This is a genomic window from Inquilinus sp. YAF38, assembly GCF_052113205.1.
In the GTDB taxonomy this organism is placed as follows: domain Bacteria; phylum Pseudomonadota; class Alphaproteobacteria; order DSM-16000; family Inquilinaceae; genus Inquilinus.
On record NZ_JBFRCU010000014.1, the window covers coordinates 75188 to 95901 of the forward strand.

Sequence of the window (20714 nt, forward strand, 5' to 3'; positions counted from 1 at the left end):
GGACAACGAAGATTCGCCCGACAGCAGTTGATCGCCGGAGACCAGAGCGCGATGGATCAGGCCGGGACGGTGATCGCACCGAAGCGCTGACGCGTGGCCTCTCCCGCTTGCAGGACCAATTCACCCCTCGCCGTCATTGCGAGGAGGCGAAGCCGAGGAAGCAATCCAGGGCCGGTTCGAACGGCCCTGGATTGCTTCGCTGCGCTCGCAATGACGGTTTTAAAATTCTGCAAAGGCCCCTCCTCCCCGGGGTCAACCTGGGAGGAGAGGCGACGCGAACACGCTCGATATCCAGTCAGCCCACCGGCACCGTCGCCGAGATCGAGAGCTCCCCGCCCGCCAGGTCGGTGGTGCGGATGCGATAGAAGCCGCCCGGCCGCTCGACGGCGTGGAGATACATGCTGGACAGCAGCCGGACCGGGTTGACCGGCTCGAACGGTCCGGTCTCGGCGGCGCTCCACAGCACGTCGAACAGGCGCACGCCCTCCCCGGCCGGCGGATCCCAGAACAGCAGCTGGTTGGGGCCGTTCAGGCCGCGGTCGCGCCGCACCCGGATGTTCGTGGCCGGTGCGCCCGTCTGCGCGGCGCTCTCTCGCGCCAGCACCACCAGCGCCACCGAGGGCAGCAGCAGCTCGAGATCCAGCGTCAGGCGGCCATCGGCGCCGATCTCGACCTCGCGAACGCTCAGCGCCGGCTCCTGCGCCGTGCGCATCGCCGCCAGCTGCGCCGCGTTCGGCGTGCTCAGCGCCGCCAGCTGCTCCGGATGCGGCAACGCCCGGGCCTGGTCTTCCCAGACCGAGAACGGGTCGCCCTTGTCCCGGGCGATCTCGAACAGGCCCAGCGCATAGCGGCCGGGGGCCAGGCCCGCGACCTCCAGCTTCACCGGGCTGAGGCCCGACTGCCAGATCCGGTCGACGCTGTTGTAGAGCAGCACCGCGGCGCCCTCGGGCGTCGGCGTGGCCATGGCGCCGAGCCCGGTGCGGTCGGGGTCCAGCGCGCCCGGCGCATCGACCCGGCGGTCGCCGAGCAGGGCCAGCAGCTCCATCACCGTCAGCCCCGGCTTCTTGACGTAGTCGAACGGCTCCGGGTTGGCGCGCCGGTCCGCCAGCGCCGCGAGGTCGGTGACCCAGTCGCGCTGCGCCGCGTCGAACTGGCGGGCGCCGAAATGGGCCAGATGGGTGCGCTGGCCCCAGCGGCCGAGGAAGCCGTTGTCGTTGCTGAGGATGTCGTAGTCGACGCCCTCGGCCTCGACCAGCAGGCGCTGGTGCTGGTCGATCACCTTGGCGATCAGCCCGGCGAAATACGGCATGGCGTGCCAAGTATGATAGTGCTCCCAGCCGATCTGCGGGTCGCATTCATCGTTGATGAAGGGCAGCCCGGCGAAGCCCGGATGGTGCTCGCGGATGTAGCTCACCGCCTCCATCTCGTGCCGGCAGATGCCGACCGTGTCCGGGGTCAGATCCTCCGGATGCTTCACCGCCCCCTTCTCATGCACCGAGATGAAGTCGAGCCGCACCCCGGTCTCGCCGGAGAAGTAATTCGTGCCGGTGTCGCAATGGGCCAGGAAGCTGCGGAAGATCGCCGGCACCCGCCGCGCCACGCCCGGCCCGCCCAGGCGCAGCGCCGGGTCGACCGTCTTCAGGCCCTCCGAGCAGGCATCGTAGTAGTTGTTGAAGCCGGTCTCGCCGCCCAGCTTCCACCAGATGTCCGGCTCGTTCCAGGTTTCGAAATACCAGCTCCGCACCTCCTCCGCGCCATAGCGCTCGACGCAGCGCCGGGCCAGGGCCTCGACCAGGTCGCGCCAGTGCCGCACCTGCGCATCCTGGTTCAGGTCGGTGAAGAGCTTGCCGGGGTTGCCCATCAGCTCGAAGAACGGCCGCAGCCGGTGGCCGATGATGGCGTCCAGCGCCTGGTCCAGCAGGGTCCAGTCATAGGCGCCCAGCCGGTCCGCCTTCACCAGGTCGAGCATATAGTGGACCCGCAGATACTCGATGCCGCGGTTCGGCACGGCGCCGAGATGGGCCAGCGCCTGCTGCATCTCCGGCTCCAGCAGCAGCTCCGCCGGCGAGAAGCCGGTGCTGCGCCAGAAGCGCTTCCACGGGCGGGCGGGGCCGTTCAGGTCGACCCGGATCGGGGTGGCGGTCACAAGTGTCTCCTTGGTCTCCGCTCTCGCGAGCGGCTGAGTCACAGATCCTTCAAACGGATTGCCTCTCCCGCTTGCGGGAGAGGTCGGAGACGCGAAGCGGCTCCGGGTGAGGGCTCTTTGTCGAGGCCCGGGCCAGCCCTCACCCGGCCGTCCTGCGGACGTCCGACCTCTCCCGCCAGGCGGGAGAGGCAACGCAAAATCAGCCGCCGGATCCCCTTGCCAAGGCCCGGGAGTCAGACAGAAGCCAGCAGGCCGCCATCGACATAGATGATCTGGCCGTTGACGAAGTCGGAGGCGCCGGAGGCCAGGAACACGGCGGCGCCACCCAGCTCGTCCGGATGACCCCAGCGCGCCGCGGGGGTGCGGCGCTTGACGAAGGCGTCGAACTCCGGATCGTCCATCAGGGCGCGGTTCAGCTCGGTGGCGAAATAGCCGGGGCCGATGCCGTTGACCTGGATGTTGTGCCGCGCGAACTCGACCGCGAGGTTTCGGGTCAGCATCCTGAGGGCGCCCTTGGCCGAGGCGTAGGGGGCGATGGTCGGCCGGCCCAGCTCGCTCATCAGCGAGCAGATGTTGATGATCTTGCCGGCCTGGCGCTCGACCATCCCCGGCAGCACCGCCTTGGCGGCGACGACGCTGCCGATCAGGTGGACGTCCAGGATCATCCGCCAATCCTCGATCGCGAAATCGAGGAACGGCTTGCGCAGCTGCACGCCGGCATTGTTGACCAGGATGTCGATCGCCCCGACCGACTGCACCACTTGGCCGATCGCGGCGGCGGCGGCCTCGGGCTCGGTCAGGTCGAAGCGGGCGGCGTGGACGTCGATGCCCTCGTCGCGCAGCTTGCCGACCGCCTGGGCCAGGGCCCCGTCGTCACGGCCGTTCAGGATCACCGTGGCGCCGTGCCGGCCCAGCGCGGCGGCGACCGAGAAGCCGAGGCCGCGCGAGGAGCCGGTGACCAGGGCACGCTTGCCGGTCAGGTCGAACAGGGTGGTCATCGGAACTTCTCCCGCATCGCCTGGATGCCGGGGATCCGGTCCATCAGATGGGCGTGCGCGGGATCGAAATACTGCACCAGGCCGCGCTCCGTCTTCCCCGCCATGACGGTGAAGATGTAGGCGCGGTGGCCCGGCGAGGTGACGGTCGGGTGGTAGCCGCGGTCGACCGTAAAAGTGTCGCCGTCGCGGGTCAGCCAGGCCTGCGGCTCGCCGCTGTCCTCGTAGATCAGTTGGGCGCCGAAGCCGGAGGGCGGGTCGTAGCGGAAATGGTACAGCTCGTCGTGAGCTGTTTCCTGCATACCGCCCTGGCCCGGCACGTCGGTGTCGTGCTTGTGCGGCGGATAGCCGTTCCAGCATCCGTCATCGGCATAGAGCTCGCTGACCAGCAGGCGCCCCGCCCGACCCTGCCCGTTCTGGCCGAGGATGTGGAAGATCCGCCGCCGGCTGTGCGTCTCCGGCGACCCGACTTCGACCATCACCACCTCCTCCGGCGGAATGCGGAAGGCGGCATGGCGCTCGGTGCTCAGCCCGCCGCCGATCGCGACCTCGGCCGGCCCCGTCCCCGCCGCGATGCGGATGGCGCTGCCGACCGGGGCGTAGACCGAATCCGCCGGGCCGGACCAGATGTCGGCGCGCCGGCCGACCGCGGCGAAGGCCTCGCCGTCGACCGTGATGTCGACCGTGCCGGACAGCACGGCGAGGATCGCCTCATGCTCCGGCAGCCGGGTCTCGAACACCTCGCCCGGGCCGAGCCTGACCAGGTTGAAATGCACGCTGGCCATGCGGGCGTCGTGATGCAGGATCGGCCGGTTGCCGTTGTCGTGGCGGCGGATGATGTCAGGCATGGGCAATCTGCGGGTTCGGGTCGGAGAGGACGCCGCGGAGATCGAGCTCCTCGGCGTAGTGGCAGGCGGCGGCATGACCGCCGAAGTGCTTGAGCGGCGGCGCCGTGGTCCGGCACAGCTCGGTGGCGAAGCGGCAGCGCGGGTGGAAGGCGCAGCCGGAGGGGCGGTTGGCGGGATCCGCCACCTCGCCCTTCAGCTGGATGCGCCGGCGCTGCCGCTGGCGCCGCGGGTCCGGCACCGGCAGGGCCGACAGCAGCGCTTCGGTGTAGGGGTGGCGCGGCCGGGCGTAGAGTTCGTCGATCGGCGCGCTCTCGACGATCTGGCCGACATACATCACCACCACGCGGTCGCAGATGTACTGGATGACGCTGAGGTCGTGGCTGACGAACAGATAGGTCAGCCCGAACTCCTCCTGCAGGTCCTTGAGCAGGTTCAGGGTCTGGGCCCGGACGCTGACATCCAGCGCCGACACCGCCTCGTCCAGGATCACCAGCCGCGGCCGGGTGGCCAGCGCCCGGGCGATGCCGATGCGCTGGCGCTCGCCGCCGGAGAAGGCGTGCGGGTAGCGATGGGCGTATTCGGGCCTGAGGCCGACCCGCTCCATCAGCCCGGCGACGATGCCGGGGATCTCGCGGCCGGTTGCCAGCCCGTTGACGCGCAGCACCTCGCCGACCAGGTCGACCACCGTCATGCGCGGGTCCAGCGAGGCCTGCGGGTCCTGGAACACGAAGCGCAGATCGGTACAGTAGGGCCGGCGCTGGGCTTCGCTCAGTGCCGCCAGGTCGACCACTTTTCCCTTTGGGTCGCGATAGGCGATGGTGCCACCGGTCGGCCGGTAGGCGCCGAGGATGCAGCGGGTGACGGTCGACTTGCCGCAGCCGGATTCGCCGACCAGCCCCAGCGTCTCGCCGTGGCGGATGTCGAAGGACACGCCGTCGACGGCGCGGACCGGGTTGGCCAGGCCGGAGCGGAACAGCCGCTTGCGCGGCGCGAACTCCATCCTCAGGTCACGCAGCTCGACCAGGTTCTCGGGCGCGAGCTCAGGCATGCTGGACGCTCCTCGGCTGAAGCTGCGGCCCGGCCGCGTCCTCCAGCAGCACGCAGCGTGCGCCGCGGCCGGGACCGAGCGCCGTCTCCGGCGGGTCCTGCCGGTCGCACAGCCCGGCCACCGCCTGGTCGCAGCGCGGATGGAACGGGCAGCCGGGCGGCCGGTCGAAGGCCGAGGGCACCATGCCGCGGATCGCCGCCAGCCGGTGCACCCGCTGCCGCGACAGGGTCGGCACCGATTGCAGCAGCGCCCGGGTGTAGGGGTGCTGCGGCTCGTAGAACAGCTGGTCGACCGACCCGCGCTCGACCACCCGGCCGAGATACATCACCGCCACCTGGTCGGCGACATCGGCGACCACGCCCAGGTCATGGGTGATGAACAGGATCGACAGGCCATGCTCGGCCTGCAGCTTCTTGAACAGGTCGAGGATGTTGGCCTGGGTGGTGACGTCGAGCGCGGTGGTCGGCTCGTCTGCGATGATCAGCCGCGGGCCGCAGGACAGCGCCAGCGCGATGCAGACGCGCTGGCGCATGCCGCCGGAGAACTCGAAGGGATAGCTGTCCAGCCGCTCGGCCGGCTTCGGGATTCCGACATCGGCCAGGCATTCCAGCGCCCGCTCGCGCCTCGCCTTGCGGCCCAGCCCCATATGCTGGCGGATCACGGCGTCGAGCTGCTGGCCGATGGTGTGCACCGGCGACAGCGCCGCCATCGGCTCCTGCGACACCAGCGCGATCTCCGCCCCGCGGATGGCGCGGATCGCCGGACCGCGCGGCGGCAGGGCGGCGATGTCCACCACCGGGCCGGCCCCGGTGCGATAGGCGATGCTGCCGCCGGCGATGTGCATCCGCTCCGGCAGCAGGTTCATCAGCGCCCGGCCGGTCATGCTTTTGCCCGAGCCGGATTCGCCGACGATGCACAGGGTCTTGCCGGCCGCCATCTCGAAGCTGACGCCGTCGACCGGCCGGATCACCCCGTCATCGGTGCCGACCTGCACCCGCAGGTCCTCGACCCGCAGCAGCAGGTCGGGGTCCAGACCCGCGGGGCGCAGATCAGTTGTAGGGGTCGGCGGCATCGCGGATCCCATCCCCCAGGAAGTTGAGCGCCAGCACGGCGACGACGACGGCGATGCCCGGGATGAACAGCCAGGGCGCGGTGGTGACGGCCAGCAGGTTCTGCGCGTCCTTCAAGAGCACGCCCCAGCTGATCACCGGCGGCTTCAGCCCGATGCCGAGGAAGCTGAGCGCGGTCTCGGCCAGAATCATGGCCGGGATCGCCAGCGTCACCGAGGCGATGATGTGGCTGGTGAAGGACGGCACCATGTGGCGCCAGATCACCCGCTGCTGCGAGCAGCCGTCGAGCCGCGCCGCCAGCACGAAATCCTCGGTCCTGAGCGACAGGAAGCGGCCGCGGACGACGCGCGCCAGGTCGGTCCAGCCGATCAGCGACAGGATCACCGTGATCCAGAAATAGACCATCAGCGGCGCGATGTTGGTCGGGATCGCGGCGGCGAAGCCCATCCACAGCGGCACGGTCGGGATCGATTTCAGCAGGTCGATGGTCCGCTGCACCACCTCGTCGATCCAGCCGCCGTAATAGCCGGACATGCCGCCGAGCAGGATGCCGAGGAACAGGCTGATCGCCACCCCGACCAGGCCGATCGACATCGACACCCGGGCGCCGTGGATGGTCAGGGACAGCACGTCGCGGCCCAGCCGGTCGGCGCCCCACAGGTAGAACGGCGCCTTCGGGTCGACCGGACCGATCAGGTGCCGGTCCCAGGGGATCAGGCCGAGGAGATGATAGGGCTCGCCCTTGACGAACAGCCCGACCGGGATCACCGCCTTGGGATCGCTGACATAGGTGCGCTGCACAGTCAGCGGGTCGACCGTGCTCTTGATGCCGTTGACATAGGCCAGCACGAAATTGCCCTGGGCGTCGTGGCCGCCGAACTTCAGCAGCTGCGGCGGCGCGTAGGTGTAGCGCGAGCTGTAGGTCTCCGGCCCATACGGCGCGACGAATTCGGCAAAGGCGGCGACGAGGTAGATCGCGATCACCACCACGCCGCTCCACCACGCCAGGCGGTGGCGGCGGAAGCGCCGGTAGATCAGCGCCCATTGCCCCTTCTCCGCCATGGTGGCGCGGCGCGGGGCCGGGAGGACGGTCGGGTCGGCGGCAGGGTCGGCGACTGTCATGACATCCTCCTCAGCCGTGCCGCACGCGCGGGTCGAGCCACGCCAGCAGCAGGTCGGAGATGAAGCTGCCGAGGATGGTCAGCGCGCTGAGCATCAGGATGAAGGATCCGGCCAGGTACATGTCCTGGGTCAGCAGCGCGCCGAGCAGCAGCGGCCCCGCGGTCGGCAGGCTGAGCACGACTCCGACGATGACGGTGCCGGAGACCAGGTTCGGCAGGATCCAGYCGATGGTGGAGACGAAGGGGTTCAGCGCGACCCGCACCGGGTAGCGCAGCAGCACCGTCATCTCCGGCAGCCCGGCGGCGCGGGCGGTGGTGACATAGGGCTTGTTCAGCTCGTCCAGCAGGTTGGCCCGCATGATCCGGACCAGCGAGGCGGTGCCGTGCACCGCCAGCACGAAGACCGGCAGGTACAGATGCGCCGCCAGGTCGGCGACCTTGCCCCAGCTCCACGGCGCGTTGATGTATTCGGCCGAGAAGAAGCCGCCGACATCGGCGCCGAAGCTGCGCGACAGCACGAACATCAGCACCAGGGCCAGCAGGAAGCTGGGGATGGCGAGGCCGAGGAAGCTGAGGAAGGTGACCAGGTAGTCGAGCGTCGAGTAACGCCGCACCGCGCTGTAGATGCCGATCGGCAGCGACACCGCCCAGGTCACGATCAGGGTGATGAAGGACAGCAGCAGCGTCATGCCCAGCCGGTCCCACAGCAGCACCGAGACCGGCCGGTTCCAGTCGAAGGATTGGCCGAAATCGCCCTCGAAAACGATGTTCGAGATCCAGCGCCAGTACTGCACGTACCAGGGCTGGCCGAGGCCGTATTGGGCCCGCATCGACTCCAGCATCGCCGTGTCGACCGACCCGCCCTGCTCGGAATAGCGGGCGACATAGCTGGTCAGGAAGTCACCCGGCGGTAGCTGGATGACGATGAAGACGACGACCGAGACCGCGGCCAGCGTCACGGCCATATAGGTCAGGCGGCGCAGCAGGAAGCGGAGCATCGCGGTCTCGGTGTCGTTGCCGGGGCGGTTTCGACTATTCGTAGAAGTAGGTTTCCGGGTTGGTCGGCCCCGGGGTCATGTAGAAGACCGTGTCCGGCATCGCGTCCGGCACATTGTGCATGTTGGTCTTCACCACCCCAACATTGTCCGGCTGCATCACCGTGCCGATCACCCAGAACTGGTCGCGGGTGATGGCCAGCAGCTTCTTCATCACCTCGATCTGGCGGGCGGTGGTCGGCTGGGCCTTGAGCTGCTCGTACAGCTCCTGTTGCTCGCGCGCCGGGCCGGTTGGCTCGACCCCGTTCGGGTCCTTCGGGTTCTGGTACCAGATGCCCCAGGCCGAGGCGAAGGCCGACTGGTTCTCGTAGGGGAAGTACCATTTCGGGTCGAGCAGCCCGAGGAAGTCGTAGCCGCCGCCGCCGAGCCAGACCAGGCCCTGCTGGTCGTTGGCGAGCTGCCGGGCGAAGGCGAAGGAGGATTCGATCGCCTTGACCTGCATGTCGATGCCGACGTCGCGCCAGTACTTGCGGATCAGCTCCAGCGCGTCGACGTGATACTTGCGCGAGGCCAGGGCATCGATGTCGAAGGAGATGCGCTTGCCGTCGGGGCCGAGGCGGAAGCCGTCGCCATCCTTCTTGTCGAAGCCGGCGGCGTCGAGCAGCTGGTTGGCCTTGGCCGGGTCGTATTCGGTGTACTGCGTGGCCATGGTCTCGTCGTACAGCGCCATGTCCGGCCGCGGCGCCGCCTGGTAGGGCCGCGACAGACCGGCATAGATCAGCTCGTTCAGCTCGTCGCGGTTGATGGCGTAGGACAGGGCGATGCGGAAGTCGCGGTTCTGGAACACCTTCTGCAGGCTCGCGTCCTTCACCGTCTGGTTCAGGCAGATCAGCATCGAGTTGGAATAGGCCGGCCGGGCCCGGAACAGGCGGTAGCCGCCCTGCTCCCTATGCTGGGCCATCACCGCCTGGTTCTCGATGCCGTCGAGGCCATAGGCCTGCATGTCGAGGTCGCCGTTGATCGCCTTCAGCACCAGCCCCTGGGTGTCGCCGACCACGTCATAGGTGACCCGGTCCATGTAGGGCAGCTGGTTGCCCTCGGTATCGACCTTGAAGAAATACGGGTTGCGCTCGGCCACGACCTGGCTGGTGCCGCTGTAGCCCACGGTCAGCACCCAGGGGTCGAGCACCGGCCGGCCGACATCGCGCCAGCGGCTGGCGTTCTGATAGGCGGTCCGGTTCTGGAACAGCGTCGTCCAGTTCGGCGCGCCGGCCGCCTTGACCAGGGCGTCGATGCCGTCGGGGTTGTACGTCTTGTGGAACTGCTTGAGGTAATGGGCCGGCGACGCCGCCAGGATGTCGGAGCCGAGCTGCGTCGCCATCGCCGGCAGGAACAGGCCGTTCGGCGCGGCGAAGCTGAAGCGGACGGTCTCGGCGTCGATCTTCTCCACCGTCACCGGCTTGCCGCCCGCCCGGAGCCAGCGCGGCGCCGACGGCGTCAGCTCGGTGTTCATCAGCACGTCCTGGTACCAGAACATGATGTCGTCGGCGGTGAAGGGCTGGCCGTCCGACCACTTCATCCCCTTCCGCAGATGGAAGGTGAAGGCGGTGGCGTCGTCGTTGACGTCGACGGATTCGGCGGCGTCGGGCACCACATCGGTCCAGGCCGGGTTCCAGCGCACCAGCCGGGTATAGCCGATGGTGCGCTCCATCGAGCCGTCGGAGCCGCCGACCACGGCCTGCCGCCAGGTGCCGCCGTATTTGCCGACCTTCTCCAGCGGCGTCACCACCAGCGGATGCTCCGGCAGCCGCTGCGCCAACGGCGGCAGCTTGCCGGCCGTCACCTCGGCGGCCAGGGCCGGCGCCTCACGGTATTCGGCGGCCGCGATCGCGGTGGCAAAGAACAGCATCGGGATCAAAGCCGCGCCCCACAGCGCGCGTGTTCCGGCGCCCATCCTGGAGTCCTCCCTCTGGGTTGGTCTTCGACCTTATGTCCGACTCAATATCGTTAACGTTAACTCTCGTCAATGCCGCTTGCGGTCCGTGGAAGTTCTCCGTATTGCTCTGATATAGCGCCTAGCCTTGTCAGAGACCGTGAGAGTGACCGTTAACGATACCATGCAACGCGGCCCGAAGCCCCTGCCCCGCGGCGCCACCTTGACGGATGTGGCTACGGCGGCGGGCGTGTCGACCATGACGGCGTCGCGGGTGATGAACGGCCGCGGCGGCGCCAGCGAGGAGACCCGGGCCCGGGTGCTGGCGGCGGCGGCCAGCCTGGCCTACCGGCCGAACACCTTCGCCAAGGGGCTGAAGGGCGACCGCTCCTACACCGTCGGCATCGTGGTGCCGGACATCGGCAACCCGTTCTTCCCGGAGGTGATCAAGGGCGCCGAGCTGGCGGCCCGGGCCCGCGGCTTCACCCTGTTGACCTGCAACGTGGTCGAGGACCCGGAGCGCGAGGCCGAGGTGCTGGCGACGCTGCTGGACCGCCGGGTCGACGGCGTCATCGTCTGCAGCGCCCGGCTGGAGGACAAGCGGCTGCAGCAGGCGATCGAGCCGCACCGGGCGGCGGTGCTGATCAACCGGCCGATGCCGCGCCGGGTCGCCGGCACCATCGAGATCGACTTCCGCACCGGCCTGGCCGCCGCCACCCGCCTGCTGATCGGCCGCGGCCGCCGCCGCATCGCCTATATCGGCGGCCCGCCGACCTCCTATAGCGGCCGGATGCGCCGCGCCGGCATCCTCGATGCCCTGGCCGAGCACGGGCTGGACCTGGCGGCCGAGGAGGCCACGGCGCCGGACCTGGAGGGCGGCATCGCCGCCGCCCGCCGCCTGTTCGACGGGGACACCGGGATCGACGCGGTGATCTGCTACAACGACCTGATCGCGATCGGCGCCCTGTCGGTGCTTCGCGAGATCGGGCTGGCGGTGCCCGGCGACGTCGCCGTGCTGGGCTGCGACGACATCCTGCCGGCCCGGCTGGTGAATCCGCCCTTGTCGACCATTCATGTCGCCAAGCAGGATCTGGGCGACGCCGCCATGCGCATGCTGATCGACCGGATCGAGGGCCGCAGCCTGCAGCATTCGATCGTGATCGAGCCCGAGCTGATCGAGCGCAGCACGACTTGAGGCCTGGCCCTACGGCCCCCACAGGTCTAGCACCAGCCGCCCGACCACCTCGCCCCGGCGCAACCGCGAAAGCGCTTCGTTTACTTGGCCGAACGGCACCGTCTCGACCGTCGCCGCCACCAGCCCGCGGGCGGCGAAATCCACCGCCTCCTGCAGATCCTGGCGGGTGCCGACATTGGAGCCGCGGATCGACTTCTCCCAGTTCGAGATGGCGGCGATCGACAGCCGGATCGTGTCACGCTGGCCGCCCGGCAGGCCGATGAAGACGGCGGTGCCGCCGGGGCGGATCAGGGTCAGGCTCTGCTCGAAGGCGGCCGGCGCCGGGGCGGTGACGATCGCGGCCGCGGCCCCGCCGCCGGTCAGGGCGGTGACAGCTCCCGCCGCGTCGGACCCGGCCTCGACCACCGCCTCGGCGCCGAGCCGTCGGGCGAGGTCGAGCTTGGCCGGATCGACGTCGAGCACGATCGGGCGGAAGCCCATGGCGCGGGCATATTGCACGGCGACATGGCCGAGGCCGCCGGCGCCGACGATGGCGACGAACTCCCCCGCCCGTGCCTCGCTGCGCCGCAGCCCGCGATAGGTGGTGACCCCGGCGCACAGGATCGGGGCGATGCGGACCAGGTCGACGCCGTCCGGGATCACGCCGACGAAATCCGCCCGCGCCACCATGTATTCGGCATAGCCGCCGTCGCAGCTGAAGCCGGTGGCGGCGCCCTCCGGGCAGATCGTCTCCATCGCCGCCCGGCACCAGGCGCAGCGACCGCAGGCGCCGGCCATCCAGGGCACGCCGATGGCGGCGCCGAGTGCCGGCCGGTCGACTCCCGGGCCATGCGCCACGACGTGGCCCGTCACCTCATGGCCGGGGATCAGCGGCATCTTCGGCGGCTCGCCCCAGTCGCCGTCGACCGCATGCAGGTCGGAGTGGCAGACACCGCAGGCGACGACCCGGATCAGGATCTCGCCCGGCCCCGGCTCCGGCACCGGCGCGGTTCCGATCTCCAGCGGCTCCCCGACCCGGCGCAGCAGCGCCCGACGCATCAGCGGCATTCCGGCTTCCTTCGATGGTTCGCGAATCCAGTTAGTTGAATATTCAACAATCTGAAATTACGGTACAGCGGAGAAATCCAGGCACGGGAGACCGGACGGAATGATCACGATCACGGCGATCCTGCGCGCGAAGCCGGGAGCGGAGGCCGAGCTGCAGGCGGCACTCCTCGCCGTCGCGGCGCATGTCCGGGCCGCGGAGCCCGGCACGGTCGACTTCTTCGTCTCCCGCGACATCGAGACGCCGGCGGTCTTCACCACCTATGAGCGGTTCCGCGACCGCGCCGCCATGGACACCCATAACGGCTCCGCCGCTGTCGCCGTCTTCTTCGCCGCGGCGACGCCGATCCTGGACGGGCCAGTCACCTTGCACATCTGCGACGAGGTCAGCACGAAACGGTGAGGCCCTACTCCGCGATCAGGCCGCGCAGGATCTCGGTCAGGCGCGCCAGATCGCCGGGGGAGAGGCGGTCTAGGACGCGCTTCTGCTGCTCGCGGGCGTAGCCGCCGATCTTTTCCCACAGCGCCTGACCACGCTTGGTCGCGTAGATCAGGACGCGGCGCCGGTCGTTCGGGTCGGGCGCCCGGATCACCAGCGACTGCGCCACCATGCGGTCGATGATCTTGGTCAGGGTCGGCGCCTCGACGAAGACCTGCTCGGCCAGCTCGGTCATCGGCCGGCCCTTGCCGTCGGCGAGCAGGCCGAGCACCCGGGACTGCTCGATCGGCACCCCCTGGGGGCGCAGCTTTTCCCTGAGCTCGTCCTCGAATTGACGGTTCACGCCGGCGATAAGGTAGGCCAGCTGGTCTTCCAGGCGTTCCGGCGTCATGGCCTTATCGATTGTCAAAATTTCATTAGATGACTTCCGAAGCAAATAGCTGAGACAGAGCCGGTTTTCAAGACCAACAGGACCGCTGTCTACCAAGCGCGCCCCTTGCCCAGAACATGGGCAGCCGGGATCGCCCCGCCGATTTTCGCGCCATGCCGGCCGCGGCCGAAGCGGCAGGGGGCCAGCCGAGGCCTGTTCGCCGCGATGGCATGCACATTGCTTCTTGTTGTCGACAGACTCGAGCGCGCGACGGGCGCGTCCGTCCGGCGAGGCCGGTCTGCGAGGGATTTGGCGTGAAGATCGGGTTGCTGCTGCCGCGGGACGGGCCGGCCGGCCTGTGGTCCCCGTCCACCGAGGCCAGCGCCCTGCTGGCGGTCGCGGAGATCAATGCCCGCGGCGGCATTCGCGGCCGCCCGGTCGACCTGGTCCTCGGCGATGCCGGCGGCACGGTAGCGGAAGCGGCGGAGGCGGCCGACGACCTGATCGTGCTGGACGAGGTCGACCTGCTGGTCGGCATGCATCCGAGCGACATGCGCGAGGCAGTGACCGCGGCGGTGCGCGGCCGCCGGCCCTATCTGTACACGCCGCAATACGAGGGCGGCCGGATCGAGGCCGGCGTGACCGCAACCGGCGTCACCGCAGCCGAGCTGCTGCGGCCCGGCCTGCACTGGCTGTCGGAGCGGCGCGACGCCCGGCGCTTCTTCATCGTCGGCAACGACTATGTCTGGCCGCAGGTGTCGAGTGCCGTCGCCCGGGCGCTGATCCGCGACGGCGGCGGCACGCTGGTCGGGCAGAGCTTCCTGCCCTATGGCGCGCGGGACTACGACCCGATCTTCGCGGCGATCCGGCGGACCCGGGCCGATGTCGTGATCCTGCTGCTGCTGGGCCAGGAGGCGATCGCCTTCAACCGCGACTTCGCCGAGGCCGGGCTGGACCATCGCCATCTCCGCTTCGCGCTGGCGACCGACGAGACCGTGCTGTACGGCATCGGCGCCGAGGCCTCGGCTGGCCTCCACATCACCGCGACCTATCTGGCGGCGCTGCGTTCGGCCGGCAATGACGGCTTCCTCGAGCGCTATCACGGCAGCTTCGGCGACCATGCGCCGACCCCGAACGCCTTCTGCCAGTCCTGCTACGACGCGCTGCACGCTTTGGCGGGACGGCTGCGGCCGACGCCTCGCCGCGCCGTGCACCTGGCCGAGGCCGACGGGCTCGACTTCCGCGTGATCGCCAGCTTCTGAGCTGGCCGATAAACCTATTGCAATAGCAATAATTGCCGTTTCATATATCTCCAATCCAAAAATGAACGGCAGGAGAGGCGGCACATGCGGATCTCGCGGCGCGACGTTCTGAAGACCACGGCCCTGTCGGCGGCCGGCCTGCTGGCCAGCCCGGCGATCCTGCGGCACGGCGCCCTCGGCGCCGACGACCCGATCCTGGTCGGCAGCCTGCACGACCAGTCCGGCCCGCTTGCGGCCACCGGCGTGCCGATGGTCGCCAGCCTGCAGCTGGCGATCGAGGAGGCGAACGCCGCCGGCGGCCTGCTGGGCCGGCCGCTGAAGCTGGTGCATTACGACACCCAGTCGACGATCCAGATGTACAGCCAGTACGCCCAGCAGCTCGCGCTCAAGGACAAGGTCGCGATCGTGCATGGCGGCATCACCTCGGCCTCGCGCGAGGCGATCCGGCCGATCTTCGACCGGTTCAAGGTGCTGTACTTCTACAACACGCTCTATGAGGGCGGCGTCTGCGACCGCAACATCTTCTGCACCGGCACCACCCCGGCCCAGACGGTGGAGAAGCTGGTCCCTTCGGCGATGAAGAGCTGGGGCAAGAAGGCCTACATCATCGCCGCCGACTACAATTACGGCCAGATCACCGCCAAGTGGATGACCAAATACGTCCGCGACAATGGCGGCGAGGTCCTGTCGACCGACTTCTTCCCGCTGGACGTGACCAATTTCGGCCCGACGATCAGCAAGATCCAGGCCGCCAAGCCGGACATCATCCTGTCGGCCCTGGTCGGCGGCAACCACACCGCCTTCTACCGGCAATGGGCCGCGGCCGGGATGAAGCAGGCGATCCCGATCGCCTCGACCACCTTCGGCCTGGTCAACGAGCAGACCACGCTGGACGCGCAGGAGAGCGACGGCGTCCTCGCCGCCTACGGCTATTTCGAGGAGCTGACGACCCCGGCCAGCGCCACCTATGTCAAGAAGCTGAAGGACAAGTTCGGCGCCGACATCCCCTATATCTCCGAGATCGCCGCCGCGACCTATGAGGGCTTCTATCTGTGGCTCGAAGGGGCGAAGAAGGCCGGCTCGCTCGACCGCATGAAGGTGACCGAGGCGCTGGAGACAGGCATCAGCTTCGACGGGCCGACCGGCAAGGTCGTGCTCGACCACGCCACCCATCACGCCACGCGCAACGCCTATCTCGGCAGCGTCAAGGACCGGCACTTCTCGGTGGTCGAGACCTTTGAGCAGCAGCCGCCCGCCGACACCGCCGCGGTCTGCAACCTGATCGACAAGCCGACCGACAATCAGCAATACGTGATCAAGGTCTGAGCGGGGCCGGACCGATGGATCTCGCCGCCATACTCGCGCTCGACGTCCTGAACGGCGTCGCGTCCCTGATCCTGCTGTGCACCGGCCTCGCGGTCATCTTCGGCATGATGCGGATCATCAACCTCGCCCATGGCGAGTTCCTGATGCTCGGCGCCTACGCCACCGTGGTCTCGACCAATGCCGGGGTGAATGTCTGGGTGGCGATGCTGGTGGTGGCGCCGCTGTTCGTCGGCGCGGTCAGCCTGGTGGTGGAGCGCTGCCTGATCCGTTTCCTGTACGGCCGGCTGGTCGACACCATGCTGGCCACCTGGGGCCTCAGCCTGTTCATTGTCGGGCTGGTGACCACCATCTACGGCAACACCATCCAGGGCGTGCCGACGCCGCTGGGCGGCTTCTCGATCGGCGCCTACCGGTCAAGCCTGTACACCCTGTTCCTGGTGGCGATGGCGGTGCTGCTGCTGGCGGCGGTCTGGGTGGTGCTGCGCTACACCCGGCTCGGGCTGATCGCGCGGGCGACGATGCAGAACCCGAACATGGCGGCCGCCCTCGGCGTCAGCCCGAACCGGGTCTACATGGCCACCTTCGCGGTCGGCGCCGCCATCACCGGCCTGGCCGGCGGCCTCTTGGCGCCGGTCTCCGGCGTGGTGCCGACGATGGGCGCGGCCTATGTCGCCAAGGCCTTCATCACCGTGGTCGGCGGCGGCTCGGCGATCCTGGCCGGCACCGCCTCGGCCGCCGGGCTGTTCGGCTTCATCAACCAGATGGCGGCCTATCTGACCACGCCGGTGTTCGGCGAGGTGACGCTGTTCGTCTCGGCCATCATCCTGATCCGGGTGCTGCCTCAGGGCATCTCCGGCCGCTTCTTCGGGCGCAGCCTATGACCGGGCATCCTCTCGCCAAGCTGGCGCAGGCGGCGGCGCTGGCCGCGGCGATCGCCGCCGTCGTGGTGATGCCGCAGCAGGTCGAACTCTTCGACCTGATGCAATACACGCTGTTCGCGGCGATGGGCATCCTGGCCCTCAGCCTCGGCTTCATCTGGGGCTTCGGCGGCATCCTGTCCTTCGGCCAGACCGCCTTCTTCGGCCTCGGCGCCTATGCCTATGCCGTCGCCGCGATCAATTTCGGCGACAGCACCGGCGCCGTGGCGCTGGCGGTGCTGGTGCCGGCGGGGTTCGCCCTGGTGCTCGGCTACTTCATGTTCTACGGCCGGATCAGCGACGTCTATCTCGGCGTGATCACGCTGACGGTGACGCTGATCCTGTTCAACCTGGTGAACTCCACCGCCGGCGACGAGTACCGGATCGGCACGGCGGCGCTGGGCGGCTTCAACGGCATGCCGTCGATCCCCGGCCTGAACGCGCCGGGCAATCCGGACTACCTGCTCGACCCGGAGGAGCTCTGGTTCGTCACCGGCGGCGCCCTGATCCTGGTCTATGTCCTGCTGCGCCTGCTCCTGGCCAGCCGGTTCGGCCGGGTGGCGGTGGCGATCCGCGAGAACGAGACCCGGGCCGCCCTGCTGGGCTACGACCCGCGGCTGACCAAGCTCGCGGTGTTCGTCGTCGGCGGCGGCGTCGCCGGGCTGGCCGGCTGCCTCTATGCCAATTGGGGCGCCTTCGTCAGCCCGACGATCTTCAGCCTGGCCCTGTCCGCCGAGATCATCATCTGGGTCACGGTCGGCGGCCTCGGCACCCTGATCGGGCCGGTGATCGGCTGCGTCCTGATCCAGTACCTGGTGGCGCAGATCGGCACGCAGCAGACGTTCAATTCCAACCTGGTGCTGGGCGTCATCCTGATCGCCTTCGTGCTGCTGCTGCGCAAGGGTCTGGTGCCGACGGTGCAGGATCTCTGCGGCCGGCTGGTCGCCCTGCTCCGCCGCCGCGCCGGCCGGACCGCCGACAGTATCGGTGCGCTGAAGGAGGCCGAGTGACATGGCAACGCCGGTCCCCCTGCTCGAGACCAAGGCTCTGACCATGCGCTTCGGCGGGGTGACCGCGGTCAGCGAGGTCGATTTCACCCTGCGCGAGGCCGAGCTGCGCTGCCTGATCGGGCCGAACGGCGCGGGCAAGAGCACCTTCTTCAAGATGCTGACCGGCCAGCTGGCCCCCAGCGCCGGCACGATCATGTTCCGCGGCCGGCCGGTCGCCGGCGCCAGCCCGCACCAGATCGCCCGACTCGGCGTCGGCATCAAGACCCAGGTGCCGAACGTGTTCAACGGGCTGTCGGTGCGCGAGAACATCTGGCTCGGCGCCCGGCGCACCCACACGCCGATGCGTACGGCGGCGGTGGTGGACGAGGTGCTGGAGAAGATCCGCCTGACCGCGAAGGCCGCGACCCTGGTCGGCCAGCTGTCGCACGGCCAGCGCCAATGGGTCGAGATCGGCACGGTGATCGCGGCCGATCCGGAGCTGATCCTGCTCGACGAACCGGCCGCCGGCATGACCCATGACGAGGTGCTGCGCACCGCCGAGCTGATCCGCGAGATCAACCAGTCCCGCGCGCTGGTGGTGGTCGAGCACGACATGCAGTTCATCCGCATGATCGCCCACACGGTCACCGTGTTCCACCAGGGCCGCGTGCTGATGGAGGACACGGTCGACGCGGTGCTGCGCGACGGCCGGGTGCGTGACGTCTATCTCGGCAAGAAGGTCGCGGCGTGATGCTGAGGGTCCAGGGCCTGCATGGCGGCTACGGCCGCATCCCGATCCTGGCGGGGGTCAGCCTCGCAGTCGAGGCCGGGGAATCGGTCGGCATCCTCGGCCATAACGGCATGGGCAAGACCACGCTGATGCGCACCCTGATGGGCTACCTGCCGGCCACGGCCGGGACGGTCAGCTTCGAGGGAAGCGACATCACCAAGGCGCCGACCGCCGACCGCGCCCGGGCCGGGATGGGCTTCGTGCCGCAGGGGCGTGAGATCTTTCCGAACCTGTCGGTGATGGAGAATCTGCGCATGGGCATGGCCGCCGCCCGCGAGGACCGCACCGTGATCGACGAGGTACTGACCGAGTTCCCGCGGCTGCAGCGCCTGCTCGACCGGCGCGGCGGCGCCCTGTCCGGCGGCGAGCAGCAGCTGCTGGCCCTGGCACGCTGCCTGTGCATGCGGCCGAAGCTGCTGCTGCTCGACGAGCCGACCGAGGGCATCCAGCCCTCGATCATCGAGGAGATCGTGGAGACGCTGGACCGGCTGCGCGCCCGCCGCGGCCTGACCCTGATCCTGGTCGAGCAGAATCTCGATTTCATCGCCGCGCTGTCGCAGCGGATCCTGACCATCCAGAAGGGCCGGATCACCGGCAGCCTGGCACCCGAGCAGTTCCGCGACCCCGAGCTGATCGCCGAGTTCGTCGGCATGGCGTAGCCGCCCTGGCCGCACCACCGTTCCGTCCACACCCGACAAGGGAGCACAGCAATGGCCGTCACCCGTCCGTCCGTTCCGCAGTTGGTCGACATCGCGGCCGGTCTCGGCATGCATCTGACCGCCGAGCAGGCGGCGGAATACCTGTCGCTGATGGCCGGCAGCTTCGCCGCCTATGACGTCGTCGACGCGCTGCCGGACGAGGTGCCGGCGGTCAAGTATCCGCGCACCCCCGGCTATCGCCCAGGCCCGGCCGAGAACCCGCTCAACGCCTGGTACTGGAAGAGCGAGGTCAAGGGCGCCGCGGGCGGCAAGCTGGCCGGCAAGACGGTGGCGCTGAAGGACAATGTCTGCCTCGCCGGCGTGCCGATGATGAACGGCGCCTCGACCCTGGAAGGCTATGTCCCGAACATCGACGCCACCATCGTCACCCGCATGCTCGATGCCGGCGCCACCATCCTGGGCAAGTCGGTGTGCGAATATTTCTGCCTGTCCGGCGGCAGCCACACCTCCGAGCCCGCGCCGGTGCACAACCCGCGCAAGCACGGTTACTCCGCCGGCGGCTCCTCCTCCGGCAGCGGCGCGCTGGTGGCGGCCGGCGCGGTCGACATGGCGATCGGCGGCGACCAGGGCGGGTCGATCCGCATGCCCGCCGCCTTCTGCGGCATCTATGGCATGAAGCCGACCCACGGGCTGGTGCCCTATACCGGCGTGATGCCGATCGAATCCACCATCGACCACACCGGGCCGATGACGGCGACGGTGGCGGACAACGCCCTGCTGCTGGAGGTGCTGGCCGGCCCCGACGGGCTCGACCCGCGGCAATACGCGCCCAAGGTCACCTCCTACACCGATGAGCTCGACCGCGGCGTGAAGGGCATGAAGATCGCCGTCGTCACCGAGGGCTTCGCCGGCGCCAACCTGGAAGCGGATGTGAAGGAGAAGGTGCTGGCCGGGGCCGAGCGGTTCCGCTCGATGGGCGCCGAGATCGCCGAGGTCTCGATCCCCGAGCATCTCGTCGCCGCCTCGATCTGGACGCCGATCGCGCTGGAAGGCCTGCAGTGGCAGATGATGCTGGGCAACGGCATGGGGATGAACTGGAAGGGCCTCTACAATGTCGGCCTGATCGACGCGCATGCGGCGTGGCGGGAACGGGCCGACGACCTGTCCGAGAGCCTCAAGATCTCGATGCTCACCGCTCAGTACTTCATCAGCCATTATCGCGGTCGGTACTATGCCAAGGCGCAGAACCAGGCCCGCCGGATCAAGGCGGCCTACGATGCCGCCTTCGCGCAGTACGACCTGCTGCTGATGCCGACCCTGCCGATCAAGGCGACGCCGCTGCCGGAACCGGGCGCCTCGATCACCGAGATCGTCACCCGGGCCTTCGAGATGATCGGCAACACCTCGCAGTTCGACGTTACCGGCCACCCGGCGATGTCCCTGCCCTGCGGCCTCGGCGACGGCCTGCCGATCGGGCTGATGCTGGTCGGCAAGGACTATGCCGAGGCGACGATCTACCGGGCCGCCGCGGCCTTCGAGGCCAGTGGCGACTGGACGAATTTCTGAA

Annotated in this window: 19 protein-coding genes; 9 read left to right on the forward strand and 10 right to left on the reverse strand. The window is 69.0% G+C overall.

The features are described 5' to 3' along the window. Positions 1 to 295: 295 nt before the first annotated feature. From AB4Z01_RS09110 to AB4Z01_RS09145, 8 genes are all read right to left on the reverse strand, one after another. Positions 296 to 2146 carry a GH39 family glycosyl hydrolase gene (locus tag AB4Z01_RS09110; protein WP_441692593.1) on the reverse strand — a complete coding sequence of 617 codons (1851 nt, stop codon included), beginning with the start codon at positions 2144 to 2146 and terminating at the stop codon, positions 296 to 298. Between the two features lie 233 nt (positions 2147 to 2379). Next, positions 2380 to 3144: an SDR family oxidoreductase gene (locus tag AB4Z01_RS09115; protein ID WP_441692594.1), complete on the reverse strand. Its 765-nt coding sequence runs from the start codon at positions 3142 to 3144 to the stop codon at positions 2380 to 2382. Further along, positions 3141 to 3989, reverse strand: coding sequence for a 5-deoxy-glucuronate isomerase (locus tag AB4Z01_RS09120; RefSeq protein ID WP_441692596.1), 849 nt, complete (start codon positions 3987 to 3989; stop codon positions 3141 to 3143). Before AB4Z01_RS09120 ends, AB4Z01_RS09115 begins: the two co-directional genes overlap by 4 nt. Beyond that, on the reverse strand, positions 3982 to 5037 hold the full coding sequence (locus AB4Z01_RS09125; RefSeq protein ID WP_441692598.1) for an ABC transporter ATP-binding protein: 1056 nt from the start codon (positions 5035 to 5037) through the stop codon (positions 3982 to 3984). Before AB4Z01_RS09125 ends, AB4Z01_RS09120 begins: the two co-directional genes overlap by 8 nt. Next, complete coding sequence (locus tag AB4Z01_RS09130; RefSeq protein WP_441692600.1) at positions 5030 to 6109, reverse strand: ABC transporter ATP-binding protein; 1080 nt, start codon at positions 6107 to 6109, stop codon at positions 5030 to 5032. Before AB4Z01_RS09130 ends, AB4Z01_RS09125 begins: the two co-directional genes overlap by 8 nt. Then, complete coding sequence (locus tag AB4Z01_RS09135) at positions 6087 to 7229, reverse strand: ABC transporter permease (protein WP_441692601.1); 1143 nt, start codon at positions 7227 to 7229, stop codon at positions 6087 to 6089. Before AB4Z01_RS09135 ends, AB4Z01_RS09130 begins: the two co-directional genes overlap by 23 nt. Positions 7230 to 7239: 10 nt before the next feature. Beyond that, a complete protein-coding gene (locus AB4Z01_RS09140; protein ID WP_441692602.1) occupies positions 7240 to 8226 on the reverse strand; it encodes an ABC transporter permease in 987 nt (328 codons plus the stop codon). A 34-nt stretch (positions 8227 to 8260) separates the two neighbouring features. Beyond that, the gene (locus AB4Z01_RS09145) at positions 8261 to 10177 is read right to left on the reverse strand and encodes an ABC transporter substrate-binding protein (protein ID WP_441692604.1); all 1917 of its coding nucleotides are present in this window, start codon (positions 10175 to 10177) and stop codon (positions 8261 to 8263) included. Positions 10178 to 10322: 145 nt separating this feature from the next. Between AB4Z01_RS09145 and AB4Z01_RS09150 the strand changes: the two genes are divergently transcribed. Continuing rightward, complete coding sequence (locus AB4Z01_RS09150) at positions 10323 to 11351, forward strand: LacI family DNA-binding transcriptional regulator (protein ID WP_441692606.1); 1029 nt, start codon at positions 10323 to 10325, stop codon at positions 11349 to 11351. Between the two features lie 9 nt (positions 11352 to 11360). Here AB4Z01_RS09150 and AB4Z01_RS09155 read toward each other — a convergent pair whose 3' ends face one another. After that, positions 11361 to 12398: an alcohol dehydrogenase catalytic domain-containing protein gene (locus tag AB4Z01_RS09155; protein ID WP_441692608.1), complete on the reverse strand. Its 1038-nt coding sequence runs from the start codon at positions 12396 to 12398 to the stop codon at positions 11361 to 11363. A gap of 100 nt (positions 12399 to 12498) precedes the next feature. Between AB4Z01_RS09155 and AB4Z01_RS09160 the strand changes: the two genes are divergently transcribed. Further along, positions 12499 to 12798, forward strand: a complete 300-nt coding sequence (locus AB4Z01_RS09160) for a putative quinol monooxygenase (RefSeq protein WP_441692610.1) — start codon at positions 12499 to 12501, stop codon at positions 12796 to 12798. Positions 12799 to 12802: 4 nt separating this feature from the next. On the opposite strand, the gene AB4Z01_RS09165 is transcribed toward AB4Z01_RS09160, so the two are convergent. Continuing rightward, the gene (locus AB4Z01_RS09165) at positions 12803 to 13225 is read right to left on the reverse strand and encodes a MarR family winged helix-turn-helix transcriptional regulator (RefSeq protein WP_441692612.1); all 423 of its coding nucleotides are present in this window, start codon (positions 13223 to 13225) and stop codon (positions 12803 to 12805) included. Between the two features lie 293 nt (positions 13226 to 13518). Between AB4Z01_RS09165 and AB4Z01_RS09170 the strand changes: the two genes are divergently transcribed. From AB4Z01_RS09170 to AB4Z01_RS09200, 7 genes are all read left to right on the forward strand, one after another. Further along, positions 13519 to 14466, forward strand: coding sequence for a substrate-binding domain-containing protein (locus AB4Z01_RS09170; protein WP_441692614.1), 948 nt, complete (start codon positions 13519 to 13521; stop codon positions 14464 to 14466). 84 nt (positions 14467 to 14550) lie between these two features. Further along, the gene (locus AB4Z01_RS09175; RefSeq protein WP_441692616.1) at positions 14551 to 15792 is read left to right on the forward strand and encodes an urea ABC transporter substrate-binding protein; all 1242 of its coding nucleotides are present in this window, start codon (positions 14551 to 14553) and stop codon (positions 15790 to 15792) included. Positions 15793 to 15806: 14 nt separating this feature from the next. Beyond that, on the forward strand, positions 15807 to 16673 hold the full coding sequence (locus AB4Z01_RS09180; protein ID WP_441692617.1) for a branched-chain amino acid ABC transporter permease: 867 nt from the start codon (positions 15807 to 15809) through the stop codon (positions 16671 to 16673). After that, positions 16670 to 17719 carry an ABC transporter permease subunit gene (locus tag AB4Z01_RS09185; RefSeq protein WP_441692619.1) on the forward strand — a complete coding sequence of 350 codons (1050 nt, stop codon included), beginning with the start codon at positions 16670 to 16672 and terminating at the stop codon, positions 17717 to 17719. The genes AB4Z01_RS09180 and AB4Z01_RS09185 overlap by 4 nt, the downstream gene beginning before the upstream one ends. Position 17720: 1 nt before the next feature. Continuing rightward, positions 17721 to 18449: an ATP-binding cassette domain-containing protein gene (locus tag AB4Z01_RS09190; protein WP_441692621.1), complete on the forward strand. Its 729-nt coding sequence runs from the start codon at positions 17721 to 17723 to the stop codon at positions 18447 to 18449. After that, positions 18449 to 19147 (forward strand): ABC transporter ATP-binding protein, encoded by a 699-nt coding sequence (locus tag AB4Z01_RS09195; RefSeq protein ID WP_441692641.1) that lies wholly within the window; start codon positions 18449 to 18451, stop codon positions 19145 to 19147. Before AB4Z01_RS09190 ends, AB4Z01_RS09195 begins: the two co-directional genes overlap by 1 nt. Before the next feature lie 51 nt (positions 19148 to 19198). Continuing rightward, positions 19199 to 20713, forward strand: a complete 1515-nt coding sequence (locus AB4Z01_RS09200) for an amidase (RefSeq protein ID WP_441692623.1) — start codon at positions 19199 to 19201, stop codon at positions 20711 to 20713. The last annotated feature ends 1 nt before the right edge of the window (position 20714 follow it).